The sequence below is a fragment of the Bradyrhizobium sp. 22 genome (assembly GCF_000482425.1).
Classification (GTDB): Bacteria; Pseudomonadota; Alphaproteobacteria; order Rhizobiales; family Xanthobacteraceae; genus Bradyrhizobium; species Bradyrhizobium japonicum_B.
Genome location: NZ_KI519401.1, coordinates 198,850 through 225,318, shown reverse-complemented (window position 1 = coordinate 225,318; position 26,469 = coordinate 198,850). Strand labels below are relative to the sequence as shown.

Sequence of the window (26,469 nt, the reverse complement as noted above, 5' to 3'; positions counted from 1 at the left end):
CATCGGGTCGTCATGCAGCCAATGCTCGCCATGCGTTTTGCGTCGGATCTTCTGAGCGGCCGGGTCGCGCTGGTAACCGGAGGCGGCACCGGCATGGGCCGCGCCACCGCCATCGAAATGGCGCGCTGCGGCGCAGATATCGCCCTGCTCGGCCGCCGTACCGGCCCGATCGAGGACTGCGCCGAAGTGATCCGCGGGCTCGGCCGCAAGGCCGTGGCGATCTCGGCCGACATCCGCGTTCCCGAGCAGATCGAGGACGCGATGCAGCTCATCAAGAGCGAGTTCGGCCGGCTCGACATGCTCGTCAACAACGCCGGCGGACAATTTGTCACGCCGGCGCGCGAACTCAACAACAAGGGGTTCGAGACCATCATTCGCAACAACCTGGTCGGTTCCTGGCAGATGACCAAGGCGGTCGCCGATCATTTCATGTTCGAGCATGGCGGCTCGGTCGTATTCGTGACCGCCTGCGTTCGCTCCGGCCTCAGCGGCTTCGTGCATACGGCGGCCGCCCGCGGCGGCGTGCTGGCGATGATGAAGACGCTGGCCTTCGAATGGGCGGAATTCGGTATCCGTCTCAATTGCGTCGCGCCCGGCACCGTCCGGACCGAGGGAATGGACCACTACCCGATCGAACCCGAGCAGTGGCTGAAACTGAACCGCAACATCATGGGTCACATGGGCGACGTCAGCGACATTTCGGCTGCGATCATCTTTCTGAGTTCGTCGCTCGGCAAATTCGTCACCGGCGAGGAATGGTACATCGACGGCGGCGAGACGCTGCATCTGGCCCATGACGCACGCCAGATGATCGACATGGTGAAGTTCTCGAAACGCGAGTCGGCGGTTCCCAAATCGAAGTAACCGCTGAAGTAGCCTAGCAGTCTGCTGAAAAACCTTGAGATAGCGGGATTTTATATTCTCGCCGGTCTTTGTTGGGACGACGCGGCAGAGTTGGATGTGATTTTTTAGCCAGGCGTTGGGCTGCCCGGCACGGACGGCTAAGCGGCAAGTAGTTTGGGGATGCGGATCAGGTTGTAAGCGATCAGATTTAGCAGGAAGTCGGCGGCGACGCGAGCGATGCCACGATGCTTGGTCTTACGCATCGTGCCATGCTGTTTGCCCCATCCGAAGATGCACTCGACCATCGCCCGGCGTGATTGCGACATGCCGTACCCCGGATGCCGCGTGGTACGTTCGTCGATGGCGCTGATGCGGGTCTTGCCGGTTTTGGTAACGGCTTGGTTCTGCGTCACACGCGGCGTCACGCCGATGGCGCGAAGATTGGCGACATGATCGGCGGTATCGTACGCCTTGTCCTCACCGGCCGTGATGCGGCGACCTGCCGCCCTGCGTCTCGCCTTCAGCATAGCCTCCGAAGCCCCGCGTTCGGCGGTGCCATCGGCATGCGTGACCTTGCCGGCCACCGCCAGCCCATGACGGTTTTCCATGGTGGCGTGGCCCATATAGCAAAGCCTGGCCTCTCGTCCGGCCGCTTTGCGATAAAGCCTGCTGTCCGGGTCGCTGGTACTGGCATGGGTGTCGTTCTTGCGCTTCTGGCCATGGAAGTTGGCGCCGTCGTCGTCGCCGCTGCCGTCCTTGGGACGAAAGCTCTTCTGTGAAGCCCAGGCTTCGATCAGCGTTCCATCTACCGAGAAGTGCTCACTCGACAGCAGCGGCTTGACCCGCGGATGGTTCAGAAGCCGGCACATGAACTTCGTGAACACATCGCCGTTCTGAAGCCGTTCCCGGTTCTTGGTGAAGGTGGTCGGGTCCCAGACTGGATCGTCCGGCGACAGGCCCACGAACCAGCGGTACAAAAGATTGTTGTCCAGTTGCTCCATCAACTGGCGTTCCGAGCGGATGCCGTAGAACACCTGCAGCAGCAGGGCACTCAGCAATTGCTCCGGAGGGATCGAAGGGCGTCCCTCGCTGGCGTAGAGCTTCCCAAGGCTGCGGTTCAAATCACTCAAAACATCCCGGACAAGTTCCCGCACCTTCCGCAGCGGATGGTTCGCTCGCACACGCTTATCCGGCGCAATGTACGGAAACAGGCCGCCCTGATCCGTGAACCTGCCCCGCATGATCGTCTCCGCCGATTCGGGATGATAAGTGAATCATCAAGCCTTCGCCGTGGCGAGGGGGTTCTTCAGCAGACTGCTAGAGCGCGTAACCGACCCGCACGCCCTCGTCGACCGCCCGCATGGCGTCGAGTTCGGCGGCCTCCTTCGCGCCGCCGATGATGTGGACCTCAACGCCCGCCGACTGCAACGCATCGAACGGCCCGCGATTGGCTTCCTGCCCGGCGCAAAGCACGATGGTGTCGGCCTCGATCAGTTGCGGCTTGCCATCGACAAGGACGTGCAGTCCGCGATCATCGATCTTCTCATAGGTGACGCCGGCCATGATCTTGACGTCGCGCTTGGCGAGGCTGCTGCGCAAGATCCAGCCGGTGGAAACCCCGAGATTGACGCCCGGACGCGTGGTCTTTCGCTGCAGCATGGTGATCTCGCGCGGGCTCTGCCGCGGCGCCAGCGGATCGCCTTTCAAACCACCGGCCTCGACGAGGCTGGCGTCGATATTCCACTCGACCTGGAACTCTACCAAATCCAGCCGCCGCGCCTTCGGCGCTTCGCCGGGCTGCGAATGGCAGAGATACTCCGCAACATCGAAGCCAATGCCACCGGCGCCGATGATGACCACCCGACGCCCGGCCTTCTTCTTGCCGCTCAGGAGATCGCTGTACGAGACGACCTTTGGATGGTCGATGCCAGCAATGTCAGGCCTGCGCGGATGAACGCCGGACGCAACCACGACCGCGTCGAACGATTCCTTCTTGAGCTGATCGGCATCGGGTGCGGTGTTGAGACGCAGATCGACGCCGCCGTCGGATATCTTGCCGCTGTAGTAACGCAACATTTCGAACTCGACCTTGCCCGGCACGGCACGTGCCAGGTTGATCTGGCCGCCCACGCGATCGCTGGCCTCGAACAGCGTGACCTTGTGCCCGCGGCCGCTGGCTTCCGCTGCGGCGGCCAGCCCTGCCGCGCCGCCGCCGATCACCGCCACTTTGCGAGGCTTCGCCGCCGGCTCGTCGTCGAATTCGGTCTCACGGCATGCGCGCGGATTGACCAGGCACGTCGCGGTGCGGTTTGAAAAGATCAGATCAAGGCAGGCCTGGTTGCAGGCAATGCAGATGTTGATCTTGTCGGCGTTGCCTTCGCGCACCTTTCGGGCGAAATGCGGGTCCGCCAGCATCGGACGCGCCATCGAGATCAGGTCGCTGTCGCCGGCCGCGAGAATTTCCTCGGCCACATCGGGCGTGTTGACGCGATTGGAGGCGACCACGGGAATGCCGACGACTTTCTTGAGCCGCGCCGCGGCGAAACGCCAAGCGGCGCGCGGGATCGGATAGGCGATGGTGGGAACGCGCGCCTCATGCCAGCCGATGCCCGTGTTGAGGATGTCGGCGCCGGCTTTCTCAACGCGCTGCGCCAGCCGGTCGATTTCGTCGCCGGTTGCGCCGCGTTCGACCAGGTCGGCGGCGGAAATGCGATAGACGATCAGGAATTCCGGACCTGTCGCCGCGCGCACACGCTTGACCAGTTCGACCGGTAGCCGGTGGCGATTTTCTTCGGCCCCGCCCCACTCGTCGTTGCGGTCGTTGGTGCGCAGCACGGTGAACTCGTTGATCAGGTACCCTTCGGAGCCCATGATCTCGACACCGTCGAAACCGGCTACCTTCGCCAGCATCGCACAACGCACGTAGTCTTCGATGGTCTGCTCGATCTCGGCGACGGTCATCGCGCGCGGCGGGAACTTGTTGATGCGCGAGCGGATATCGGACGCCCCGAGGCACTCCGGCTGTTTCGCGTACCGGCCGGAATGCAGGATCTGCATGCACATCTGGCCGCCATGCCGATGCACCTCATCCGTGAGGCGCCGCAGTTCCAGCGCTTGCGAACGCTCGGTCAATATTGGACCGCCAGGCTCGATCAGGCCGGCGGTATTCGGTGCGTAACCACCGGTAATGATCAGGCCGACCTCGCCCTTGGCGCGCTCGGCGAGAAACATCGCCATCTTATGCAATCCGTTCTCCTCCATGTCGAGGCGAGTGTGCATCGAACCCATGATGATGCGGTTCCGCAACGTGGTGCGGCCCACCTTCAGCGGCGACATCAGGTTCGGATACATTCCGGTCATCGAGCGGCTCCGGGCACGATTGCGCATTTTCTAACGATTGTTAGACTGAATAAAAATCGGGCCGAATGCAACAGCCGGCTGACCGGCAAAGGAAACGTCATGGACACTACGCTCAACGCCGAGCAGCAGGCATTTCGCGAAGTTGCCGAGCGGTTTTCAAGAGAAAAGCTCGCGCCGCACTACCAGAAGCGAGCCAAACAGGACCGCATTGACCCCGCGATGCTGAAGGAAATGGGCGATCTCGGCCTGATCGGCGTCGATATTCCGGAAGCTTATGGCGGCCTTGGCGAAAGCAGCGCGACCGCCGGCGTTATCATCGAACAGATCGCCTACGGCGACTTCAACGCCAGCTACGTTCAATTGCTGGCGTCGCTGATGGGCGGAATGATCGCGCAGCATGCCTCGCCCGGTATTTCACAGCAATGGCTCCCGCGTGTGGTCAAAGGCGAAGCCATCATCGGGCTCGGCCTCACCGAGCCACGCGGCGGATCGGATGCTGCCAATCTCATCTTGCGCGCCGAGAAATCCGGACGCGGATACCGCCTCAAGGGCGAAAAGACCTCGATGAGCTTTTCCGACCAATGCGATGCAGCCGTGATCTTTGCCCGCACCGGCAATGAGGGTGCGCGCGGCGTCAGCGCCTTCTTCGTCGACCTCAATCAGCCCGGCATTACCCGCACCCATTTCGACGACATCGGCACCAGACCAGTGGGCCGCGGCTCGGTTTTCTTCGACGATGTGTTCGTTCCGGCCGAATGCCTGATGGCCGAGGAGAACAAGGGATTTTCCAAGATCATGGCCGGCTTCGACTACAGCCGCGCCCTGATCGGGCTCGAATGCATCGGGCCGGCGCAGGCGTCGGTGGACGAAGCCTGGCAATACTCGACCGGCCGCATCGCCTTCGAGCGGCCGATCGCCCAGTATCAAGGCGTCAGTTTTCCACTCGCCGAAGCAGAGACGCAACTCACCATGATGCGTCAGCTCTGTTTTTACACGCTATCGCTGCGCGACCGCGGCCTGCCCCACACGGCGGAAGCTGCGATGTGCAAATGGTATGTGCCGAAAGTGACGTGCGAGATCATCCACCAATGCCTGCTGACGCACGGCCATTATGGCTACACAACCGACCTACCGTTCCATCAGCGCTATGTCGACGTCATGGGCCTTCAGATCGGCGACGGCACTGCGCAGATCCAGAAACTTGTCATCGCGCGCGAGAAGGTCGGCCGGGTCGCCGTTCAATACGCCAAGCAACCCGAGCGGAAGTGAGATCAGCGCTCGCCGTGGAAATTCGCGTCGCGAATCTGGACCCGGTCGATGCTGGACTGCCACAGCTTCGGATAGGTGGCGTGGAAATCCTGCAATAGCTGCTTGATCGGCGGATCGATGAACCAGCCGCGATCGTTGACATATTCCATGTGGCGCTGGCTGTTGACGTCGAATTCGTGGAACAGCGCATCGTTCTGGCCATCGAACACAAGCTGCTTGACGCCGAAGCGCCCGCACATCTCGGTGTTGAAGGCCGGCGTTACCTTGATCTGCCGCCCGTCAAGCCAGAGCGCGACATATCCGTGATAGATGAAAAGGTCGGTCTCCATCAGTTCGGCAAGCTTCGGCGAATTGAGGTGATTGCGGACGTCGGCGAAACCGACCGCGGCAGGAACGCCGGCGGCGCGCAAGCCCGCCGTCAGCATGATCGCCTTCGGCACGCAATAATTCGTCGGCTGGGTCGCGATGAAGCTGGCGCGGTACTCGTCGGCCGTGGTGCCGATGTTGAAAGGGTTGTAGCGGACCTGGTCACGCACCGCGTCGAACAGGCGGATTGCCCTTTGCGTCGGCGAGAGCTCGGCCGCGTCGGATAGGTTGCGCGCGACGAACGCGCGAATCTCGTCCGATCCGCTATCGACATACGGCGTCGATGCCAGCAATTCCGAAGCGGAGTACATTCCATTCTCCCGTCTTTTCAGAATTTCTAACAAATGTTCGAAACAAAAGATAGCGGGCCATTGACGCAATCTCGGCCGAGGCGCTAGCTTCCGCGCCATCCGGCAGGCGCGACAACACGAAGTAACAACGTCATGAGCGACACCACGCCCTATATCTGGACGCCGCCAGCGGAACTCGTGGCGCAGAGCAACCTCACCGCTTTCCTGCGTGCGACGGGCGACAAGGATTACGATGCCCTCGCCGCGCGGGCCGAGGCCGATCCAGCCTGGCTGATGCAGGAGGTCTTCAAATTCTGCGACGTCAGGTTCTACAAGAACTACGAGCAGATGCTCGACGTCTCCAAGGGCGAAGCGTGGGCGCGCTGGTGCGTTGGCGGCACTACCAACATCGTGCTGAACTGCATCGATAAGCACCGCGACATGACAGTTTGGAACCAGACCTTCCTGGTGTGGGAGGGCGAAGACAGGAACGAACGGCGCTCGCTGAGCTATCGCGAATTCGACGCCGAAGTGACCCGGCTGGCACAAGGCCTGCGCAATCTCGGCATCGGGCGCGGCGACGTCGTTGCGATCTACATGCCGAACCTGCCGGAAACATTCGTGGCGTTCTTCGCGATCCTGAAACTCGGCGCGATCGTGATGCCGCTGTTCTCCGGCTTCGGCCCAGCTCCGATCCAGTCCCGCCTCAACCACGGCGAAGCCAAGGCTGTCATCACCGCCAACGGCACCTGGCGCCGCGGCGCGCCGGGTGCACTCAAGTCCGTGCTGGACACCGCGCTCGAAGGCGCACCGTCGGTCAAGCATGTGATCGTTGCCCGCCGCGCTGGACTCGAGATCGACACGCCGATGCGCGACGGCCGCGACCGGTGGTGGGACGATGCCGATGCCGGTCCTGAGACGACGCTCGCGACCGAACAGATGCAGGCGGAAGACCCTGCGATCCTGCTCTACACGTCGGGCACGACCGGCGAGCCGAAGGGATGCGTCTGGACCCATATCGGCTTCATCGGCTCGATGGTGACCCGCGACATGATCATCTGTGGCGACTTCAAGCCGTCCGATCGGTTCTTCTTCTTCAGCGACATGGGCTGGATGGTCGGCGCGATGTGCGCCTGCATTCCGAGCATCACCGGCGGCAGCTTGTTGATCGCGGAAGGCACGCCGGACTTTCCCGATACCGGGCGGTTCTGGCGGCTGATCGCCGATCACAAGGTCACTTATCTCGGCGTATCGCCGACGATCGTGCGCAGCTTGATGCGCTATGGCGAAGAGGTCGAGAACTACGATCTTTCCAGCCTGCGGATGACGGCGTCCGGCGGCGAAGCCTGGACCACGGCGCCGTGGAGGTGGTTCTTCGAGCACGTCTGCAAGAAGAAGATTCCGATCATCAATATTTCCGGCGGGACCGAAGTCGGCGGCTGCATCTTTACCGGCACGCCCAACCACCCGATGAACCCCGGCTCGTTCTCGCGGCCTGCGCTGGGCGTCGGCGCGGATATCGTCGATCTCTCCGGAGCGCCGGTTCCCGACGGCACCGTCGGCGAACTGGTGCTGCGGCATTCCTCGATCGGCCTGACCAAGAGCCTGTGGAAGGCCGACGCGCGCTACCTCGACAGTTACTGGAATACGATTCCGGGAATCTGGGTGCACGGCGATTTCGCGATGCGCGGCACCGACGGGCTCTATTACATTCTCGGCCGTTCCGACGACACCATCAAGATCTCGGGCAAGCGCACGGGACCTGCCGAACTCGAGGGCATCCTGATCGCGACCGGCAAGCTCGCCGACGCCGCGGCGTTCGGCATCTCGCATCCGGTCAAGGGATCGGCGATCGTCTGCGCCTGCGTGCCGATGCCGGGTGTCAAGGGAGATTCGAAACTCGCGACGCTGCTGTCGTCGGCGATCGTGACCGGCATGGGCACGTCGTACCGGCCGGAAACCGTGCTGTTCGTCGAAGACCTGCCGCGCACGCGTAACCTGAAGATCATGCGCCGGGTGCTGCGCGCGGTGTTCGAGAACAAGGACCCCGGCGATCTCTCCGCGCTGGCCAATCCCGAGGCAGTCGAGCGGCTACGCGAAAAGCTAGCGGCGATGTGAGGGAAAAGCCGGAGACCGGCCCTTCCCTTCGCCACCGATCAGATCGGGCAATCCGGCGAGAATACCGGCTTGCGCTTTTCGAGGTGAGACGCGAGACCCTCGCGGGCCTCGTGGCCGGTGAAGCCCAGCATTTCCAGTGCTGTCGAGGTGTCGAACAGCGGGCCGTTGACGCGGAGCCAGTTGTTGAGCGCGTATTTGGTCCAGCGGATCGCGCTTTGCGCGCCGGTGGCGAGATCTTCCGCGGTTTCCAGCGCGATCTTCTGCAATTCGGCGTCTTCCACGCACAGCGACACCAGCCCGATGCGCTCGGCTTCGGTGCCCGACAGCGGCTTGCAGGTCAGCAGGTAGTATTCCGCTTTCGCAAGCCCGCACAGCAGCGGCCAGATGATACAGGCGACGTCACCAGCGGCCACGCCGAGCCGGGTATGGCCGTCAACGATACGCGCGGATTTACCGCAGATCGAGACGTCGGCGAGAATACCGACGACGAGGCCGGCGCCGACAGCGACGCCGTTGATGGCCGAAATGATCGGCTTGTTGCAGTTGATGACATTGTAGACGAGGTCCTTGGCCTCCTTCCACGTCGACATGCGGGCCTTGGGATCGTCGAGGATGCTCTTGATCAGCTCGAAGTCGCCGCCGGCCGAGAAGGCCTTGCCAGCGCCGGTGACGATCACGGCATTGATATCGGGATCGTCGTTGATGTCGCGCCAGATGTGGGTGAGCTGCGTGTGGGTCGCGGCATCGACCGAGTTGTAGGTTTCGGGGCGGTCGAACGTGATCCGCAGGATCCGCTTCGAGGGATAATCGATCTTCAGGCTGGTATAGGCGGCGTAACGGTCCGACATGGGCTCTTCCTTTTGCTGGCAAGCCGTCCCCGGCCGCCCCGATCGCTGCGTGCGACCGGTCTTGGTGATTTCGAACAGATGTTAGAATTTAGGTTTGATCGGATATCGCTGCAAGCGTATAGTTTCGATCCGACAAAGGGGCTAATAAAGCAAGAAGATACCCCGGGAGTGAACGGAAGATGACTGCCGAAATCGATGGTGCAGCGATAGCCGGCTCAGGTCCGACGGTCGGCGAATTGTTCCGCAGCCGCGCGAGGGTTCAGCCGGCGGCCATCGCGATCGAGTATCAGGGTCGGAACATCAGCTACGGCGAGTTGCGCGGCCGCGTCGAGCGCGCGGCTGCGATGCTTTCGGCGCACGGCCTGCAACGCGGCGACCGCCTCGCGCTGCTGTCGCGCAATCGGCCTGAATATATCGAGATCGAACTTGCAGCCGCCCATCTCGGCGTCATCACCGCCTGTCAGAACTGGCGAGTGTCGCCGCGTGAACTCACTTACTGCCTCGAACTGGTGTCGCCGAAACTCGTGATTGTCGAGCCGGACCTGCGCGCCAATCTCGCCGCAGGACCATGGAAGACGCTAGAGCTCGGACCGGCCTATGAACGTCTGATGCAACAGCAGTCGGATCACGAGGCGCCGACCGCTGCACAAACCGAAGACGGCTTGGTGATCCTCTATACCAGCGGCACCACGGGGCTCCCGAAAGGCGCCGTGGTCTCGCACCGCGCGATGATCGCGCGGTCGCTGGTGTTCAGTTCCGAACTCGGCATCTCGCATCGCGATGCCTTCGTTGCATGGGCGCCGATGTTTCACATGGCATCCACAGACCACGCGCTCTCGACTTTGCTGCGCGGCGCCACAGTTGTGATGATCGACGGTTTTCAAGTCGATCCGTTACTGGATGCCGTGTCACGTCACGAGATCGGCTGGCTGGTGTTGATCCCCGGCATGGTCGAGGCCTTTGCCGCCGGACTGAAGCAGCAAAAGACAAAGGTGAAGGGCGTGCGCGTCTGCGGCGCGATGGCCGATCTGGTGCCGCCGCATGCGATCGCGGAGGTAACTGAGCTGTTGCAGGCGCCCTACCTCAACAGTTTTGGCGCGACCGAGACCGGCCTGCCGCCGGCCACCCGTGCGCTGATCGCGCCCGGCGAAATTCCCGAACGGCTGTCAAAACAACAAAGCGCGTTCTGCCAGATCAAGCTGGTCGATCCCTCTGACCGCGAAGTCGAGCAAGGCATGCCGGGCGAGCTTGCGATGCGCGGGCCAACGTTGTTCTCCGGATACTGGCAGGCCCACGAAACCAACGCCCGTGATTTCCGCGGCGGCTGGTTTCACATGGGCGACGTATTCCGCCGCAACGAAGACGGCTCGCTCGATTTCGTCGACCGCGTGAAATACCTGATCAAGTCGGGCGGCGAGAACGTCTATCCCGCCGAGATCGAGCGCGTGCTGATGAGCGACAGCCGCATCACCGAAGCCGCGGTCGTCCGGGCGACCGACCAGAAATGGGGCGAGGTTCCGATCGCCTTCATCGCCCGCCGCGACGACAGCATCACCGAATACGATCTGCTGGAACTGTGCCGCCGCGACCTCGCTTCCTACAAGCGGCCTCGGCAGTTCAACTTCATCGATTTCACGGAATTTCCCCGCTCGACCAGCGGCAAGGTCCAGCGCCACGAACTCGAAGCCCGGTTGAAGGCTACCAACTCGAGAACCGCGACATGAGCGACAGCACCCTGCGCGGCAAGGTCGCCGTCATCGGCATTGGCATGTCCCCGGTCGGCAAGGTGCCCGGACGAAGCCCACTGTGGCTCGCGGCGGATGCCTCCAAGAAAGCGCTGGCCGACGCCGGTCTCGACAAGAGCGCCGTCGACGGCGTGCTGTCGTGCCACGCCTTTGCCTCGCCGTTCCACCGCTTCAGCGTGGCCCTCAGCGAATATTTCGGCATCCAGCCGACCTTCTCGAACACGCTGCAGGTGTCCGGCGCGACGGCGGCGACGATGTTCAATATCGGCGCTGCCGCGATCCAGGGCGGGCTGGCCAAGGTGGTGCTGGTCACCGCTGGCGACAGCCTGATGACGGGCCTGACGCCGGACATGGCGCTGCGCTCGCTGACCGAGAGCCGCGACCAGCAATACGAAATGCCGTTCGGCATCCCCGTCGCCAACACCTTTGCGATGACCGCGCACCGGCACATGAAAGAGTTCGGCACGACCGCCGAGCAATTGGCCGAAGTCGCCGTGGTGTCGCGGCGTCACGCGTCACGCACGCCAGGCGCCCAGCAGACCAAACCGATCACCGTCGACGACGTACTCAATTCAGGCTGGGTGACGACGCCCTACCACAAGCTCGACTGTTCGCTGATCTCGGATGGCGGCGCCGCCTTCATCCTGACCTCTGCCGAACACGCCAAAGAACTTGGCATCGCCAAACCGATCTACATCCTGGGCGGCGGCGAGTGCTACACGCATGAGCACATTTTCCTGATGCCATCGCTGACTTCGACCGGTGCGATCACCTCGAGTCGCAAAGCCTACGAGATGGCGGCATATGGCCCGAAGGACATGCACGTCGCAGGGGTCTACGATTGCTTCACCGGCACCGTGATCATGATGCTGGAAGACCTCGGCTTCTGCCCCAAGGGCGAAGGCGGACGCTTTGTCGCTGACGGGCAGATGACCTATGGCGGACAGATCCCGTCCAACACCCATGGCGGGCTGTTGTCCTTTGCGCATCCGGGGATGCCCGGCTCGTTCTTCCATTTCCACGAAGTGATCGCGCAACTTCGCGGCCAGTGTGGCGAGCGGCAGGTCGTCGGCGCCGAACTTGGCCTGGTGCATAGCCTCGGCGCGGGCTTTGCGACCAATGCGACCACGATCCTCGGTACGGAGAACACGCTGTGATTTCGAGCGAAGACGCCAAGCAGAAACCGGTGCCCTCGCCCGATGCGGACTCCGCGGCATTGTGGCGCGGCCTGCGCGACGGCGTGCTGCTGTTGCAGCATTGCGATGACTGCCGCAACGTCCAGTATTACCAGCAAGGCATGTGCCGAAACTGCGGCAGCGAGAGCCTGACGCATCGCGCGGCATCCGGCCGCGGCAAGGTGCATTCCTTCAGCGTGGTCCATCGCGCACCCGGTCCCGCCTTCAAGGACGACGTGCCCTATGCGGTGTTGCTGGTCGACCTCGCAGAAGGTCCGCGCATGATCAGCACCTACACCGGCGGCAACCCCGAGGACGTCAGCTTCGACATGGATGTCGTTTTGGTCTGCGAGGCCATCGACGACGAGACCGCACTGCCCCGATTCCGCCGCGCCTGATCTAACTACGCCTGCGCCATCTCGCCCCACCCCACACCGGGGTTAACCCGCGGCTGCCTCTCCGATTATTTTCTAACAAATGTTCGATTTCTAACAATTGTTAGATTGAAATCCCGCGCTCTTTCTGCCTAAACATGACGGACCTCTTCAACCGGAGCCCGATCCATGGACTTTGATCTCACGCACGAGCAGCGACAGATCCTCGACTATGGAAATACCGTCGCCAAGAAGTTCGACCGCCGCTACTGGATGGAGTGCGCGGAGAAGCGCGTGTTTCTCGAGGCGCTGTACCAAAAGATTGCCGAGGACGGTTTTGTCGGCACCATGGTGCCCGAAGAATTCGGCGGCGCCGGCCAGGGCATGACCGAGATGCACCTGTTCCTGGAAGGCCTGTCGAACAACGGCATACCTCTGCTCAACCTCGTCGTCGGCGCGGCGATGAGCCTCGGCTTCATTGCCAAATACGGCACCACCGCCCAGAAGTCGCGTTATCTGCCGGATGCCTGCTCCGGCAAGACCCGCTTTTGTTTCGCGATCACCGAGCCCGATGCCGGCACCAACACCATCCGCACCACGACTCTGGCGACCCGGCGCGGCAACCGGTTTGCGCTGAACGGGCAGAAGACCTTCATCACCGATGCCGACGGCGCCGACTACGTCCTCGTCGTGGCCCGCACCAAGCCGCACACCGACGTCGGCAAGAAGACCGAGGGCTTCACGCTGTTCATCGTGGACCTCAAGGCCAAGGGGCTACAAAAGCAATATATCCCGGTCAGCATCACCGCGCCGGAAACGCAGTGGCAATTGTTCTTCGACGTCGATCTCGGCCCCGAAGATGTCGTCGGCGAGATCGACAGGGGTTTCAGCATTCTTTTCAAGAGCCTCAATCCCGAACGGATTCTGGTCGGGTCGATCTGCTGCGGCCTCGGCCGTTATGCGCTCAACCGCGCCGTCGAGTACGTCCGCGAGCGCAAGGTGTTCAACAACACGCCGATCGGCGCCTATCAAGGCCTGCAACATCCGCTGGCGAGCTCGCAGACCGATATCGAAATGGCCTCGCTGATGACCCTGAAGGCCGCATGGGCCTTCGATCAGGGCCGCGAGGCCGGCGAGTTCGCCAACATGGCCAAACTTGCCGCGGCCGACGCTGCGATCAAGGCGGTGGATACGGCGATCCAGTGCCACGGCGGCAACGGTTTTACCAAGGAATACGGCATCTTCGACATCTTTCCGATGGTGCGGCTGCTGAAGACCGCCCCGCTCAATCGCGAAATGATCCTCAATTACATTGGTGAGCACGTGATGGGCTTGCCGCGCAGCTATTAGGTCGAACGCCCATGGCCACGATGAATTCAGAGGTTTCGACCGAGAGCGAGGAATTCGTCCGCAACCGCGACGCCTATCAGGCGCGGGTCGCGGACCTCCAGGCTCGTCGCGCCGCCGCCGCGGTCGGCGGCCCCGACCGGGCGCGCAAGCTGCACAAGGAACGCAAGCAACTGTTGCCGCGCGAGCGGATCACGGCTTTGCTCGATCCCGGCTCGCCGTTCCTGGAATTCTGTCAGTTGGCCGGCGAAGGTATGTATGAAGGCGTGCCGCCCGGCGGCAGCATCATCACCGGCGTCGGCATGGTGTCCGGCCGCTCCTGCATGGTCATCGCCAACGATGCCACCGTGAAAGGCGGCACTTATTACGGCATCACCTGCAAAAAGCATGTTCGCGCGCAGCGCTTCGCCTGGCAGCATCGCCTGCCCTGCATCACCCTCGTGCAGTCCGGCGGGGCCAACCTGCCGGACCAACCGAATATTTTTCCGGATGAAGGCCAGTTCGGTTCGATCTTCTACAACCAGATCCGGATGTCGGCCGAAGGCATTCCGCAGATCGCGGTCGTGCACGGTCCGTCAACGGCCGGTGGCGCCTATATGCCGGCGCTGTGCGATGAGACCGTGATCGTGCGCAATCAGGGCGCCATGTTCCTCGGCGGCCCGCAGCTCGTTTTTGCCGCGACCAACGAAGAAGTCGGCGTCGAAGCACTCGGCGGCGGTGAGATGCATAGCCGCATCAGTGGCGTCACCGATCACCTGGCCGAAAGCGACGGCCACGCCATTGCGATCACCCGCGACATCGTTGCTCGTCTCGGCGACATACCAGAGCAGCGCTGGAGTGTGACGCCGCCGCGCCCGCCGCTGGCGGACCCGGCCGACATCTACGGCTTGATCAGCGCCGACCCGCGGGTGCCGACCAACAACCGCGACGTCATCGCGCGCCTTGTCGACGACAGCGAGTTCCACGAATTTAAGCCGCTCTACGGCGACACACTGATCACAGGTTTCGCCCGCATCATGGGTTTCGAGATCGGCATCCTCTGCAACAACGGCGTGCTGTTCTCCGAGAGTGCGCTGAAGGCGACCCACTTCATCGACCTCTGCTGCAAGCGCAACATTCCGCTGCTGTTCATGGCCGACGTCACCGGCTTCATGGTCGGCCGCCAGGCCGAGGAAGGCGGTATTTCCAAGCACGGCGCCAAGATGATCACGGCAATGGCGAGCGCCAACGTGCCGAAATACACGCTGATCATCGGCAACGCCTACGGCGCTGGCTACCTGTCGATGTGCGGCCGCGCCTTCCGTCCGAACGCGATGATGATGTGGCCGAACGGCCGCTCCGCCATCATGGGCCCGGACCAGGCCGCCAATACGCTGGCGATGGTCCGAGACGAAGCCCACAAGCGCGAGGGCACGAGCTGGACCGACGAGGAACGCGAGGCCTATCGCGCGCCGGTGCGCAAGGAGTTCGAGGATTTCGCCAACGCCTACAACTTCGCCCGCAATATCTGGTGCGACATGGTGATCGACCCGCTCGAGACCCGCAACGTGATGGCGCTGCTGCTCGACCTCGCCGGCCGCCTGCCGCAACAGCGTACCGATTTCGGCGTGTTCCGGATGTGACGACGGAGGATTGCCGGTGTTCAAAAAAATCCTGATTGCGAACCGTGGCGAGATCGCCTGCCGTATCGCGCGGACCTGCCGCAAGCTCGGCGTCGCGGTGGCCGGCGTTCACTCGTCGGTCGATGCGGACTCATTGCACGTCAGGACCATCGGTGAGTCCTACCTGATCGGCGGCGGCGCTGCTTCGGACAGTTACCTCAAGATCGACGTCGTCATTGCCGCGGCCAAGACCGCTGGCGCGGAAGCCATCCACCCCGGCTTCGGCTTCCTCGCCGAGAACGCTGAATTCGCGCGCGCCGTCGAAGCCGCGGGCCTTGTCTTTATCGGACCGACTCCCGAAGTGATCGAACGTCTCGGTGACAAGGCTTCCGCCAAGCGCGAGGCCGAGACCGCCGGGGTGCCGACCGTCCCCGGCAGCCAGATGCCGAGCGAGGACGTCGCGGCCGTGGCTGGCATCGTGAAGCAGCTCGGCCTGCCCGCGATGCTGAAGGCGGCGGCCGGCGGCGGCGGCAAGGGCATGCGCGCGGTATCCAAAACCGATGGCCTGGAGGGCGAAATCGAAGCCGCGATGCGCGAAGCGAAGAATTCGTTCGGAAGCGCCGGCTTGATCGTCGAGAAGCTGGTCGAGTGTGGACGCCATATCGAGGTGCAGATTGCGGGCGACGGCAAGGGTAACGTCATTCACCTGTTCGAGCGCGAGTGTTCGCTGCAACGGCGGCACCAAAAGCTGATCGAGGAAGCACCGGCCGCCAATCTCCCCGTCCCCTTGCGGGAACGCATGACTGATGATGCGACACGGCTCGGCAAGCGCCTGAACTACCGCGGCGTCGGCACTGTTGAATTCATCGTCAGCGGCGACAATTATTACTTCCTCGAGGTCAATCCGCGGCTTCAGGTCGAGCATCCCGTCACCGAAATGGTGACCGGCATCGATATCGTCGAACTGATGCTCCGTATCGCCGCCGGCGAAGGACTGCCGTTCGAACAGGACGATATCGCCTGTGCCGGCCACGCGGTCGAAGCGCGGATTTGTGCTGAAGACGCTGCCGACAATTTCATGCCCTGCACGGGCGACCTGGCCTATGTCAGCTTCCCTTCAGCCGATGTGCGGGTCGAAACCGGCGTCGAAAGCGGATCGTCCGTCTCTCCCTATTACGACTCGATGCTGGCCAAGCTGATCTCGAATGCGAAGACCCGCAACGAGGCACTCGACCAGCTCAGCCATGCGCTCGGCGACACCTCGATCTTCGGCATCACCACTAACCAGGGCTTTCTGGCGCGCCTGATCGCCCTGCCGGAAACGCGCAACGCCACCTTCCATACCCGCCTGATCGACGAGCAGATCGATCAGCTCGTCGAAAAGACCGACGGACCGGACGTCAAGGCATCGGCGATCGGCGCGTACTTCTGGCTGATGCAGCAACGTCCGCTTGCGGCGAGCAACCCGTGGCAAACGCGCGAAACTCCGCGTGGCAGATGGCGGCCGGCGGCGACGGATTATCGCCGATTCCGGTGCTGCATCTGGAAGCCGCAGGCGCCAGCGCGGAGATCCGGTTTGCGCCGCAGCAAGCCGACGGCCACATGATCGTCGGCGTCAATAACGACAAGGTTTCTGTCAATCTTCTGCCCGCTGATGATGGCGCCTTCGTCGCTATTATTGCCGGCCGTCGCGAATCCGTTCGCATTCTTCAGCACGATCGAACCCTGTTCGTGCATGATCGCCGCGGCGTGCATACGCTGACCGCCATTCCCTACCTGACCTATATAAGTGCAACGACGGAAGCGAGCGGAGAGCTGCGCGCCCCGATGATGGGCATGATCCGCAAGGTCAACGTCGCCATCGGCGACAAGGTCAGGGTTGGCGATGTCGTCGCGATCCTTGAATCGATGAAGATGGAATTGCGTATCAGCAGCCAGATCGACGGCACGGTATCAGCGGTGAATTGCTGCGCCAACGAGATCATCGAACGCAATGCGATTGTCGTCGTCGTCGAAGCCGCCGGGCAGGCCTGACATACCAGCAACAAGACGAGGGAGTGGGACATGCGATTTGGATCGGTCAATTACGAAACCAGAGGCAAGGTCGCGCTCCTGACGCTCGACGAACCGCAGAAGCTCAACGCGCTGAGCCCAGGCATTCGCCAAGGCATCCTCGAAGGGCTGAAGCAGGCGGATGCGGATGACAATATCCGTGTCGCCGTCATCACCGGCAACGGCGACAAGGCGTTCTGCGCCGGAGCCAATATCGGCGAATTCGACTTCGATCCGGAAAGGGCGCGCAGCTTCCTGATCGACGCGATGGAAGTGCTGGCAGCGCCGGAGAACACCCGCAAGATCGTGATTTCTGCCGTCAACGGCATCGCCTATGGCGGCGGCTTCGAACTCGCGATTGCCTCCGATTTCATCATCGCCTCCGACCGCGCCAAATTCGCCGTTCCAGAGATCAAGCTGGGCCTGCTGCCGGGCTTTGCGATCGTTCGCCTGCAAGGGATCGTCGGCCGCGCCAAGGCCAAGGAGCTGAGCGTTCTCGGCGATCCGATCTCGGCCGAAGAAGCCTGCCGGCTCGGCATTGCGCTCCGCGTGGCGCCGCATGCCGAACTGCTCGCCAATGCTCTCGCCTTTGCCGAACAGATCGCCGCCAAGCCGCGGCTCGCAGTGCGGATGGCGAAGTCGTTCTACAATCGCGGGTTGGGCGGCGACGACATGCGTCATGTCATCGACGGTTTCCCGTTCCTGTTCATGCACGAGGATGCGCGCGAAGGAATCGCCGCATTCCGGGAAAAGCGTCAGCCCAGATTTAGAGAAAAGTAGTAGACGGCTTTTGCGGGCGGAATCGACAAGCTGCCGTACCCTCGCCGCCTTGCCTTGAAATCGAACGTTCGTTAGCTTCGCCAGACAAGAAATCGGCGGGGTCTCGAACCCACTAAGCCAAAAATAACAACGCGTTGGAGAGACAGTTTGTCGTTTGCTGGCGGGACATCCGGTCCGGTATTGCAATGCCAATCCGTCGAGCGACGGTTTGGCGGGATCGTCGCGCTCAACGGTATCGACATGCATATCGAACGCGGCGAGATCTTCGGCCTGGTCGGCCCGAACGGGTGCGGCAAGACCACCCTCACCAACGCCGATCACGGGCTTCTATCCGCCGCAGCGCGGCCGCATCCTGCTCAACGGCCGCGACATCACCGGTCTTGCGCCGCATTACATCGCAACGCTCGGTGTCGCCCGCACCTTCCAGAATCTCGCGCTGTTCAACGGCATGAGCGTACTCGACAATATCCTGCTCGGCCGTCACATCCACATGAAGCCGAGCGTGGCGCGCACCGCGCTGTACTGGTGGCTCGGCCGCCGTGACGAGACCGCGAACCGCGCCGCAGTGGAAGAAGTCATCGAATTCCTGCAGCTTGAAGGCGTGCGCGACGAACTCGTCGACGTCATCCCGATCGGCCTCAAGAAGCGCGTCGAACTGGCGCGCGCGCTGGCCGCGGAGCCGAGTTTCCTGGTGCTGGACGAGCCGATGGCCGGCATGAACCAAGAAGAAAAGGAATACATGGCGCGGTTTATCCTCGATGCCCGCGACGAGCGCGGCGTCACCGTGCTGTTGATCGAACATCATATGGACGTCATCACCGGCATCTGCGACCGGATGCTGGCGCTGAATTACGGAGCGATGATCGGCAGCGGTATTCCTGCCGACGTCATCGCCGACCCGCGGGTGGTCGAGGCCTATATCGGGGGCGCCCATGGCGCGCACTGACCAGACCGCGGCCTGGAATTTCGAGACAAATACCACGCTAATCCGCGTGCTAGCTCGCAATGCCGAAGTTTTTCCGGATCGCGTAGCGGTTCGAGAAAAACGTAGGGGTATCTGGCAGGAGATGACGTGGTGCGAGTTTTGCGACATCGTGCTGCGCTGTGCCGCGGGACTGGAAGCACTCGGCTTCAAGGCCGGCGAAGTCATGCTGGTGCTCGGCGATAACCGCCCTCGCCTCTACGCCGGCATGCTGGCCGCGGGCGCGCTCGGCGGCTACGCGATGCCGGCCTATCCCGATGCCACGCTCGAGGAGATCAAACATTTCGTCCATGAAGGCGGCGCGCGGTTCGTGCTCGCCGAAGACCAGGAGCAGGTCGACAAGACGCTGGAGCTGCGCGAGCAAGGCTCCGCGATCGACCACATCGTCTATGACGACCCACGCGGCCTCGCCTCCTATTCCAACCCGGGGCTGATCTCATGGGATGGGGTTCAGGCCAAGGGCGCAGAGCGTCTTGCAGCCTCGAATGACGCACGGGCAGAGCTGATCGCGCGCGCGGGCCCTAATGGCCCCGCTGTGTTCGTGCATTCGTCGGGGAGCACCGGCAAGCCGAAGGGCGTGGTACTCTCGCATCGCAATCTGCTGTCCGGCGTCCGCAACGCCTATCAGGGCAAGGCGTTCGATTTTGGTGAAGATATCCTCGCCTATCTACCGATGGCCTGGATCGGCGACTTCGCAATGACGATGGGCGGCGGCATTCCGCTGCACTTCACCATCAATATTCCCGAGCGGCAGGAAACCGTGCTGCAGAACCTGCGAGAGATCGCGCCGACATTCTATCTCGCCGCTCCCCGCAGCTGGGACAACCTGCTAACGACCATTCAGGTGCGCGTCGAGGATTCCTCTTGGCTCAAGCGTCGCATCTACGACGCGCTGATCACGTCCGCCATCAATGCCGAGAAACGCAAGCTCGGGGGCAAGGAGCCGACACTGAAGCAGAAACTGCTCGCCCCGTTGTGCGAGTTGCTGGTGTCCGGCCCAATCAAGGACCAGTTCGGCCTCACCCGGCTGCGTGGCGCCTTCACCGGCGGCGAAGCGATGGGCGAAGACACGTTCATCTTCTACCGCGCGCTCGGCATTAAGCTGCGCCAGCTCTACGGCCAGACCGAGAGCAGCGCGTACAACGCGATCCAGGGACTGGACGAAGTCCGGCTCCACACGGTCGGGCGGCCGCTACCCGGTGTCGACGTCAAGATCAGCGAGTCCGGCGAGATCATGATCCGCTCCGGCAGCGTGTTCAGCGGCTACTTCAAGCAGGAACAGGCGACACGCGAGAGCCTCGAGGATGGCTGGCTGCATACCGGCGACGCCGGCTATGTCGAGCCGGACGGTCACCTCGTCGTGCTCGGCCGCCTGTCTGATGTCGTGCATACCGCCAAGGGCGAGCGATACATTCCGAATTACATCGAGAACCGCCTGAAGTTCAGCCCTTACATCAAGGATGCAGCGGTACTCGGCCGCGACCGCGATACGCTGGCAACGCTGGTGTGTATCGACAAGGACGCGGTCGGCCTGTGGGCCGAACTGCGCGGCATCTCCTATATGTCTTGCGCTGATCTCTCGCAGAAGCCGGAGGTGATCAAGCTGATCGGCTCTGCCGTCAAGCACGTCAACGGCACCCTGCCGGAGGGATTGCAGCTCAAGCAGTTCGTCTGCCTGCATAAGGAATTCGACCCGGATGATGGCGAAGTGACCCGCACCCGCAAGATCCGCCGCAACGTCGTCGAGGAGCGTTACAAACCGATCATCGATGCGATCTACGATCGAAAGACGAGCGTCCTGATGAAGGCGCAGGTCAGCTACGAGTCCGGCGAAGTCGGCGTCATCGAGCGCACGCTTTCGGTGCAGGAGGCCTGACGATGGATTGGGCGCTACTGGCCGAGTCGGCCGTCAACGGAAGCTTGGTCGGCCTGATGTATTCGCTGGTCGCAATGGGCATCGTGCTGATCTACAAATCGTCGTCGGTGCCGAACCTGGCGCAGGGATCGATGACGATGCTCGGCGCCTATATCGTGCTCGCCTATGCGAGCCGGTTCGGCGCGCCCATCTGGCTTTCGATCATTTTCGCCATCGTCACCATGTTCGGCGTCGGCATCGCCATCGAGCGGGTCGCGTTGCGGCGCCTCGCCGGCCGGCCGATCGTGATGATCCTGATGATGACGCTCGGGCTCGAGATTTTGCTCCGAGCCGGCTCGATGACGATCTGGGGGGGCACCGGGCGGCCGATGCCGATCGGCATCAGCGACGATCCGCTGTTCCTTGGGCCAATGCTGATCAACCGCGCCTATGCCGTCGGCGCCGCTGTTGCCGTCGTGATGTTTGGCGCGTTCGCCTTGTTCTTCCGGACCCGGATGGGCGTGGTGCTCCGCGCGATCTCGGACGACTACACGGCTGCCTGGTCGGTCGGCATCTCCGTCGAACGCGGCGTGGCGCTGTCATGGGCGATGTCCGCCGTGGTGGCCACGATCGCCGGCGTGCTGTGGGCCTCGGTGCAAGGCGTCGACCAGTCGCTGGCGCAACTGCTGCTGAAAGGCGTGACGGTCGCGTGCTCGGCGGACTAGACAGCATCGGCGGCGCGATGCTCGCAGGCCTGCTGTTCGGCATCGTCGAGGGCGTGACCAGCAGTTTCCTCGATCCGATACTGGGCGGCGCTAGTCGCGACCTCGTCGACGCCGCGATGCTGATCCTCACCATCATGCTGCGCCCGCACGGCCTCTACGGCCGCCACGACATCGAGAGGATCTGAATCGATGTTGTTCAGGCAAGCCGGCGTCTTCCACACCAATTATGCCGCCGACCGCGCGCTGTTTCCGATTGCGGCCGACCGCTGGATGATCGGCATCCTGCTGATTATCGGCCTTGCCGCCCCGTTCGTCGTGAACTCGCTCTATCTCAGCAGCTATCTGCTGCCCTTGCTGGTGTGGACTGCCGGCGCGCTCGGCCTCAATCTCATCCTCGGCTGGGCCGGGCAGTTTCATCTCGGATACGCCGCCGTGATGGGCATCGGCGCCTATGCGACGGTTCACGCCAACAAGGCCGGCATCCCCTGGGAGATCGCGATCCTGATCGGCGGCGCGACCGCCTCTATCATCGGCATCGGCTTTGCGTTTGCCGCGCTGCGCGTCAAGGGACTGTATCTGGCGCTCAGCACCCTCGCCCTCCAGTTCGTGATGGACTGGACCATTTCGCATGTTCCGGCCATCAGCGGCGGCACGCAGGCGACGCTGCAAGCGCCGGACATCCGCCTGCTCGGCCAACCCATAACCTCGGACGCCGGGCTCTATTACGTCGCGTTCGTCTGGTGCATCCTGGTGACGTCGTTCATGCTGAACCTGCGACGCACCGCGCTCGGCCGCGCGTTGGTCGCGGTTCGGGAGAAGGACTTCGCGGCGGCTGTCATCGGCGTCAACAGCTTCTATTTCAAGCTGGTCGCCTTTGCAACGTCCTCATTCATCGGCGGCGTCACCGGCGCGATCTTGATCGGCACATTCTATCACGCCGTTACGCCCGAACAGTTCTCTGTCGACGTCTCGATCCAGGCGCTGGCCATGGTGATCGTCGGCGGGCTCGGCAGCATCATCGGCAGCTATTTCGGCGCTGCCTTCATTCTGCTGATGCCGGGCGCTATGAACAGCCTGATCTCGTGGGCGGCGATCCGTTTCGGCTTTTCGCTCAGCATCGAGACGCTGGCGCATCTGCCGCAGGCTCTCTACGGCGCGCTGATCATCGGCTTCTTGCTGGTCGAACCGCTGGGCCTCGGCAAGATCTACAAGAACGTGCGCGACTATCTGCTGGTCTGGCCGTTCGGCTACGTGAAGAAATAGGGCCACCATGAGCGCATCGAGCCCAACCCCAACTGCTTCGAAGGTGCTTTCGCTCAACAATATCGAGGTTGTCTACGACTACGTGTCGCTGGCGATCAAGGGCGTGTCGCTCGACGTGCCCCAGGGCGGCATGGTGGCGCTCCTCGGCGCCAACGGCGCCGGCAAAAGCACTACGCTGAAGGCCATCAGCGGATTGTTGGTCGCCGAGCGCGGCGAGGTCCGCCGCGGCGAAGTCCAGTTTCACGACCGCAATATCGGCACGCTGTCGCCGCAGCAACGCGTCCAACTCGGCATCGCCCACGTGCTCGAGGGACGGCGGGTGTTCGAGCATCTGACACCCGAGGAAAACCTGATCGCGGCTTCCGCGATCCGGAGCCGGGCCGACATGGCCCGCAACAAGGAGATGGTCTACAGCTATTTCCCGCGGCTTCACGAGCGGCGATCCAGCGCCGCCGGTTACCTATCGGGTGGCGAGCAGCAGATGCTGGCGATCGGGCGAGCGCTGATGACGCAGCCGAAACTGCTGATGCTGGACGAACCCAGCCTCGGGTTGGCGCCGTTTTTGGTTGCGGAAATCTTCCAAATCATCAGCCGCATCAACCGCGAGGAAGGTCTCTCGGTGCTGCTGGTCGAACAGAATGCGGTGGCAGCCCTCGAAATCGTCTCGCACGGCTACTTGATCGAGAGCGGTCGTGTCGTCATGCACGACACGGCGGAAGCGCTGAAGAGCAATCCGGATTCAGGAGTTCTATCTCGGCGGCGCAAAGGGAAAGAGTTTCCACGCCATCAAGCACTACAGCCGGCGGAAACGCTGGCTGACCTGATTACGACCAGCGAATAAGACAACAAACGACCAAAGGGAGAACCCAGATGAAATATCTATCGATTGCGGCCGGTGTCGCCTTGAGCGCGATCTCGATCCTATCGGCGAAAGCCGCCGACGCCGTGCGTTTTGGGCTCTGTTACGACCTTACCAAGGCATACACCTTCGTGACGCCGCAGGTGGCGCAGGCCGCCAAGGATTATGCGGATATCCTCAACGCACAAGGCGGCATCGAGGGTCACCCGGTGGAGATGGTGGTACAGGACCACGGCAACGAGCCGCAGCGCGGCATCGAATGCTACGAAAAGCTGAAGCGCGATGACGTGATGGTGTTCGATACGCTGTCGACACCGGTCTCCCGCGCCGTGCTCCCTCGCGGCATGAAGGATGGGAACATTCTAATTCAATCGCTCGTTGGGCGCGGCGACGCCGTCGACGGCGACGTCTTCAAGTGGGTATTCCCGATCGGCCCGACCTATTGGGGCCAAGCCGCCAACGACATCGAGTACATCAAGCAGAAATCCGGCGGCAACCTGAAGGGAGTCAAAATCGCGTTCCTCTACGTCGATTATCCGTTCGGACAAGAACCAATCGGTATCATCAAGACGCTGGCGGCTAAGGAAGGCTTCGATCTGCAACTGTTCCCCTATCCTTTGCCAGGCAATGACCAAGCCTCAGCATGGACCCAAATGCGCCGGTTTGCACCCGACTGGATCGTCAGTTGGAGCCTGTCAAACATGCACGTGATCGCCTCGCGTGAAATGAAGCGTAACGGCATTGCGCTCGACAAGTACGTCGCCGTCAACTGGATGAACGAGGTCGACATCAACAATATCGGCGCAGAGGCCGCTAAGGGAATTAAGCGCGGCACCAACGTCGCCGGCGGCTCCAACCATCCCTTGGTGCAGAAGATCATTAAGGAAGTCTACGATAGGGGCAAAGGCAACGGCGACCGCAAAAATCTCGACGACGTCTACTACAACACCGGCCTGGCGCTCTGGTCGATCGCGGTTGAAGGCGCGCGTCTTGCTATTAAGAAGCACGGCTGGCCGCTGACGCCGGAGAAGATAAAGGACGGCCTTGAAAGTATCAAGGATTACGACGCGAACGGCATGATCGCGCCGGTGACCGTGACCGCCAAGGATCATGGCGGCGGCGGCAAGACCCGCATAGAGATGTGGAACGGCAGCAAGTGGGTGCCGCAGACAGACTGGATTGCAGCCTATACTGACGACGTTTGGAACGTGGTGAAGACTCAGTCGGCTGACTACGCGAAGTCGGACGCAGTCAAGTAAGCCAAGATAGTCCCAAGAAAATGCGGTGTTGCGATGAAATCTCATCGCACCACTCCCTGGTCCACTGCTGGAAAGCTGAACCAAAGCGATCGCCCTACTGGAGCGTGGGCTCATTGCCGGGACGGCCAGCCGGCGCCTGTCTTCAGGTGTCTTGGCAAGATGCCATAAGCAAGCCCCGATCCCACTCCTGTAGTGTCAATGCCAGCAATGAGGAGCAGGCGTAGCGTTCCTAGAATGTGATTGTCCGTAAGAGGTTGCCCGTCGACACGAGCAGCAACAAGATAGCTGATGAGATCTTCGGATGGCGCGCATCGCCGCCGTTGCACCACGATGGCTGCCGGAGCGAAAGGCGGCAGCAATACAATCCGCGCCAGGCGATAGTGTGGGGGATCGGAGGTGATGGGCGGTGCCGGCGATTTTATGGGCGGCGGGGTCGCGCGTACTTGCAGACGGCGCGAGGAGAAAGCTTGCGTGTCATGTGCGACCTCCCGAATGTCCTTGTAGCGCGTAGGCAAGTATACCCCCTGAAACCGATTGGTATGCGCAACGGGACAAGAGCTGCGCAACTCGGCCCAGATCGGAAAGGGGTCTTCGATCCATCGTTGATCGAGGTGATCGAAGTCTGTTGCCCAATCCTCGACAGGCGGACGGATACTCAATTCTGCCCCCCAACAAGCGTTCAAAGATGACTTGCGGCCTAGCGAGCGACGCCGGAGCAGTCGCCGCATTCCCATTCACGCGATCAGCCAACCCTGCACGGCCGCAGCCTCCTGCCGACAATACTCGGGCGATCCCAGTATCTGACGGTTAAACGCTATGCGCTTGAACCAATAATGCAAGCCAAGCAGGTCAGCGAAGCCCATTCCTCCATGCACTTCTGTTGTCAGGCGTGCGACCTCTCTGAAGACCTCGCCCACATGGGCTTTCGCCTGCAAGGCCATAATCCGTGCTTCCTCGGGCTGTGCATCTTGCGCATGTGCCGCGTACCAAACCAATGCTCGACAGGGCTCCATAGTGTCGCCAGATCCGCGAACGTATGCTTGACAGCCTGAAAAAAACCGATGGCGCGATTAAACTGAACCCTCGCTTTCGAGTACTCGAGCGCTCGATCTAACATGGACTGCGCTGCTCCCAGCGAATCTGCCGCGAGGAAAACTCTTCCCGCATCAATCACGCCAGACATTGCTCGGCAGGCGTCGGCAGCGGCATCCAGAATGATCACTCTGGCCTCATTGAGTGCGTAATTCGTAATGGGCCGGGTGCGATCGAGGCTTGCGCGTACATCAACGGTCACTCCCGTCTCTCCAGCATCAACAAGAGCTGCCCGACCGTCGGGTAGAAACACGATGACGTGAGAT

Annotated in this window: 23 protein-coding genes and 2 pseudogenes; 18 read left to right on the top strand and 7 right to left on the bottom strand. The window is 62.2% G+C overall.

Annotated elements, in window-relative coordinates:
- Positions 1 to 30: 30 nt before the first annotated feature.
- Complete coding sequence (locus K410_RS0135460; protein ID WP_245269634.1) at positions 31 to 864, top strand: SDR family oxidoreductase; 834 nt, start codon at positions 31 to 33, stop codon at positions 862 to 864.
- Between the two features lie 137 nt (positions 865 to 1,001).
- Here the strand turns inward: K410_RS0135460 and K410_RS0135455 are convergent, their stop codons facing one another.
- Positions 1,002 to 2,084 carry an IS5 family transposase gene (locus K410_RS0135455; RefSeq protein ID WP_024342821.1) on the bottom strand — a complete coding sequence of 361 codons (1,083 nt, stop codon included), beginning with the start codon at positions 2,082 to 2,084 and terminating at the stop codon, positions 1,002 to 1,004.
- A gap of 76 nt (positions 2,085 to 2,160) precedes the next feature.
- The gene (locus K410_RS0135450) at positions 2,161 to 4,179 is read right to left on the bottom strand and encodes an NADPH-dependent 2,4-dienoyl-CoA reductase (protein ID WP_283805946.1); all 2,019 of its coding nucleotides are present in this window, start codon (positions 4,177 to 4,179) and stop codon (positions 2,161 to 2,163) included.
- Here K410_RS0135450 and K410_RS0135445 point away from each other — a divergent pair.
- On the top strand, positions 4,084 to 5,472 hold the full coding sequence (locus K410_RS0135445) for an acyl-CoA dehydrogenase family protein (protein ID WP_349509818.1): 1,389 nt from the start codon (positions 4,084 to 4,086) through the stop codon (positions 5,470 to 5,472). The two genes, K410_RS0135450 and K410_RS0135445, sit on opposite strands and share 96 nt — an antisense overlap.
- A gap of 2 nt (positions 5,473 to 5,474) precedes the next feature.
- Here K410_RS0135445 and K410_RS37830 read toward each other — a convergent pair whose 3' ends face one another.
- Positions 5,475 to 6,149 (bottom strand): transglutaminase-like domain-containing protein, encoded by a 675-nt coding sequence (locus K410_RS37830; protein WP_049820499.1) that lies wholly within the window; start codon positions 6,147 to 6,149, stop codon positions 5,475 to 5,477.
- Positions 6,150 to 6,281: 132 nt separating this feature from the next.
- Between K410_RS37830 and K410_RS0135435 the strand changes: the two genes are divergently transcribed.
- Positions 6,282 to 8,246 (top strand): AMP-binding protein, encoded by a 1,965-nt coding sequence (locus K410_RS0135435; RefSeq protein WP_028139135.1) that lies wholly within the window; start codon positions 6,282 to 6,284, stop codon positions 8,244 to 8,246.
- A 38-nt stretch (positions 8,247 to 8,284) separates the two neighbouring features.
- On the opposite strand, the gene K410_RS0135430 is transcribed toward K410_RS0135435, so the two are convergent.
- Entirely contained in the window at positions 8,285 to 9,094 is an 810-nt protein-coding gene (locus K410_RS0135430; protein WP_028139134.1) for an enoyl-CoA hydratase/isomerase family protein, read from the bottom strand.
- 179 nt (positions 9,095 to 9,273) lie between these two features.
- On the opposite strand from K410_RS0135430, the gene K410_RS0135425 reads away from it, so the two are divergent.
- The 15 genes and pseudogenes from K410_RS0135425 to K410_RS0135365 all read left to right on the top strand — a co-directional run bounded on the left by K410_RS0135425 (position 9,274) and on the right by K410_RS0135365 (position 25,111).
- Positions 9,274 to 10,818, top strand: a complete 1,545-nt coding sequence (locus tag K410_RS0135425; protein ID WP_049820498.1) for a class I adenylate-forming enzyme family protein — start codon at positions 9,274 to 9,276, stop codon at positions 10,816 to 10,818.
- A complete protein-coding gene (locus K410_RS0135420; RefSeq protein ID WP_028139132.1) occupies positions 10,815 to 11,996 on the top strand; it encodes a thiolase C-terminal domain-containing protein in 1,182 nt (393 codons plus the stop codon). Before K410_RS0135425 ends, K410_RS0135420 begins: the two co-directional genes overlap by 4 nt.
- Complete coding sequence (locus K410_RS0135415; protein ID WP_028139131.1) at positions 11,993 to 12,412, top strand: Zn-ribbon domain-containing OB-fold protein; 420 nt, start codon at positions 11,993 to 11,995, stop codon at positions 12,410 to 12,412. The genes K410_RS0135420 and K410_RS0135415 overlap by 4 nt, the downstream gene beginning before the upstream one ends.
- A 165-nt stretch (positions 12,413 to 12,577) precedes the next feature.
- Positions 12,578 to 13,738 (top strand): acyl-CoA dehydrogenase family protein, encoded by a 1,161-nt coding sequence (locus K410_RS0135410; RefSeq protein ID WP_028139130.1) that lies wholly within the window; start codon positions 12,578 to 12,580, stop codon positions 13,736 to 13,738.
- A gap of 11 nt (positions 13,739 to 13,749) precedes the next feature.
- The gene (locus tag K410_RS0135405) at positions 13,750 to 15,357 is read left to right on the top strand and encodes an acyl-CoA carboxylase subunit beta (RefSeq protein ID WP_028139129.1); all 1,608 of its coding nucleotides are present in this window, start codon (positions 13,750 to 13,752) and stop codon (positions 15,355 to 15,357) included.
- A gap of 16 nt (positions 15,358 to 15,373) precedes the next feature.
- Complete coding sequence (locus tag K410_RS0135400) at positions 15,374 to 16,942, top strand: acetyl-CoA carboxylase biotin carboxylase subunit (protein ID WP_245269633.1); 1,569 nt, start codon at positions 15,374 to 15,376, stop codon at positions 16,940 to 16,942.
- Complete coding sequence (locus tag K410_RS41195) at positions 16,939 to 17,370, top strand: acyl-CoA carboxylase biotin carboxyl carrier protein subunit (protein WP_245269631.1); 432 nt, start codon at positions 16,939 to 16,941, stop codon at positions 17,368 to 17,370. The genes K410_RS0135400 and K410_RS41195 overlap by 4 nt, the downstream gene beginning before the upstream one ends.
- A 30-nt stretch (positions 17,371 to 17,400) precedes the next feature.
- Positions 17,401 to 18,168, top strand: coding sequence for an enoyl-CoA hydratase/isomerase family protein (locus K410_RS0135395; RefSeq protein ID WP_024342810.1), 768 nt, complete (start codon positions 17,401 to 17,403; stop codon positions 18,166 to 18,168).
- Positions 18,169 to 18,484: 316 nt separating this feature from the next.
- Entirely contained in the window at positions 18,485 to 19,114 is a 630-nt protein-coding gene (locus tag K410_RS0135390) for an ABC transporter ATP-binding protein (RefSeq protein ID WP_349509817.1), read from the top strand.
- A complete protein-coding gene (locus K410_RS0135385; protein WP_028139128.1) occupies positions 19,101 to 21,026 on the top strand; it encodes an AMP-dependent synthetase/ligase in 1,926 nt (641 codons plus the stop codon). The genes K410_RS0135390 and K410_RS0135385 overlap by 14 nt, the downstream gene beginning before the upstream one ends.
- A 2-nt stretch (positions 21,027 to 21,028) precedes the next feature.
- The gene (locus K410_RS0135380; protein ID WP_245265965.1) at positions 21,029 to 21,730 is read left to right on the top strand and encodes a branched-chain amino acid ABC transporter permease; all 702 of its coding nucleotides are present in this window, start codon (positions 21,029 to 21,031) and stop codon (positions 21,728 to 21,730) included.
- Complete coding sequence (locus K410_RS41190; RefSeq protein ID WP_245265964.1) at positions 21,715 to 21,915, top strand: ABC transporter permease; 201 nt, start codon at positions 21,715 to 21,717, stop codon at positions 21,913 to 21,915. Before K410_RS0135380 ends, K410_RS41190 begins: the two co-directional genes overlap by 16 nt.
- 4 nt (positions 21,916 to 21,919) lie before the next feature.
- Positions 21,920 to 22,993 carry a branched-chain amino acid ABC transporter permease gene (locus tag K410_RS0135375; RefSeq protein ID WP_024342808.1) on the top strand — a complete coding sequence of 358 codons (1,074 nt, stop codon included), beginning with the start codon at positions 21,920 to 21,922 and terminating at the stop codon, positions 22,991 to 22,993.
- 7 nt (positions 22,994 to 23,000) lie between these two features.
- Positions 23,001 to 23,817 (top strand): annotated as a pseudogene (locus tag K410_RS0135370) (ABC transporter ATP-binding protein).
- A gap of 46 nt (positions 23,818 to 23,863) precedes the next feature.
- Positions 23,864 to 25,111 carry an ABC transporter substrate-binding protein gene (locus K410_RS0135365; RefSeq protein WP_028139127.1) on the top strand — a complete coding sequence of 416 codons (1,248 nt, stop codon included), beginning with the start codon at positions 23,864 to 23,866 and terminating at the stop codon, positions 25,109 to 25,111.
- Between the two features lie 105 nt (positions 25,112 to 25,216).
- Here K410_RS0135365 and K410_RS41610 read toward each other — a convergent pair.
- The 3 genes and pseudogenes from K410_RS41610 to K410_RS39050 form a co-directional block, all read right to left on the bottom strand.
- Positions 25,217 to 25,770: pseudogene (locus K410_RS41610) on the bottom strand (cytochrome P450); the annotation flags it as partial.
- A gap of 75 nt (positions 25,771 to 25,845) precedes the next feature.
- Positions 25,846 to 26,106 (bottom strand): acyl-CoA dehydrogenase family protein, encoded by a 261-nt coding sequence (locus K410_RS41375; protein ID WP_283805294.1) that lies wholly within the window; start codon positions 26,104 to 26,106, stop codon positions 25,846 to 25,848.
- Positions 25,995 to 26,294, bottom strand: coding sequence for an acyl-CoA dehydrogenase family protein (locus K410_RS39050; RefSeq protein WP_283805298.1), 300 nt, complete (start codon positions 26,292 to 26,294; stop codon positions 25,995 to 25,997). Before K410_RS39050 ends, K410_RS41375 begins: the two co-directional genes overlap by 112 nt.
- Positions 26,295 to 26,469 lie beyond the last annotated feature (175 nt).

Excerpts from the sequence above, each read along its gene's own strand:
- K410_RS0135395 (WP_024342810.1), top strand. The coding sequence starts at position 17,401 with ATGCGATTTGGATCGGTCAATTACGAAACCAGAGGCAAGGTCGCGCTC.
- K410_RS0135375 (WP_024342808.1), top strand. The coding sequence starts at position 21,920 with ATGTTGTTCAGGCAAGCCGGCGTCTTCCACACCAATTATGCCGCCGAC.
- K410_RS0135425 (WP_049820498.1), top strand. The coding sequence starts at position 9,274 with ATGACTGCCGAAATCGATGGTGCAGCGATAGCCGGCTCAGGTCCGACG.
- K410_RS0135420 (WP_028139132.1), top strand. The coding sequence starts at position 10,815 with ATGAGCGACAGCACCCTGCGCGGCAAGGTCGCCGTCATCGGCATTGGC.
- K410_RS0135405 (WP_028139129.1), top strand. The coding sequence starts at position 13,750 with ATGGCCACGATGAATTCAGAGGTTTCGACCGAGAGCGAGGAATTCGTC.
- K410_RS0135450 (WP_283805946.1), bottom strand. The coding sequence starts at position 4,179 with ATGTCGCCGCTGAAGGTGGGCCGCACCACGTTGCGGAACCGCATCATC.
- K410_RS37830 (WP_049820499.1), bottom strand. The coding sequence starts at position 6,149 with ATGTACTCCGCTTCGGAATTGCTGGCATCGACGCCGTATGTCGATAGC.
- K410_RS41195 (WP_245269631.1), top strand. The coding sequence starts at position 16,939 with ATGATCGTCGGCGTCAATAACGACAAGGTTTCTGTCAATCTTCTGCCC.
- K410_RS0135365 (WP_028139127.1), top strand. The coding sequence starts at position 23,864 with ATGAAATATCTATCGATTGCGGCCGGTGTCGCCTTGAGCGCGATCTCG.
- K410_RS0135385 (WP_028139128.1), top strand. The coding sequence starts at position 19,101 with ATGGCGCGCACTGACCAGACCGCGGCCTGGAATTTCGAGACAAATACC.
- K410_RS0135455 (WP_024342821.1), bottom strand. The coding sequence starts at position 2,084 with ATGCGGGGCAGGTTCACGGATCAGGGCGGCCTGTTTCCGTACATTGCG.
- K410_RS0135460 (WP_245269634.1), top strand. The coding sequence starts at position 31 with ATGCGTTTTGCGTCGGATCTTCTGAGCGGCCGGGTCGCGCTGGTAACC.
- K410_RS0135435 (WP_028139135.1), top strand. The coding sequence starts at position 6,282 with ATGAGCGACACCACGCCCTATATCTGGACGCCGCCAGCGGAACTCGTG.
- K410_RS0135445 (WP_349509818.1), top strand. The coding sequence starts at position 4,084 with ATGCAATCCGTTCTCCTCCATGTCGAGGCGAGTGTGCATCGAACCCAT.
- K410_RS39050 (WP_283805298.1), bottom strand. The coding sequence starts at position 26,294 with ATGTCTGGCGTGATTGATGCGGGAAGAGTTTTCCTCGCGGCAGATTCG.
- K410_RS0135410 (WP_028139130.1), top strand. The coding sequence starts at position 12,578 with ATGGACTTTGATCTCACGCACGAGCAGCGACAGATCCTCGACTATGGA.
- K410_RS0135380 (WP_245265965.1), top strand. The coding sequence starts at position 21,029 with ATGGATTGGGCGCTACTGGCCGAGTCGGCCGTCAACGGAAGCTTGGTC.
- K410_RS0135430 (WP_028139134.1), bottom strand. The coding sequence starts at position 9,094 with ATGTCGGACCGTTACGCCGCCTATACCAGCCTGAAGATCGATTATCCC.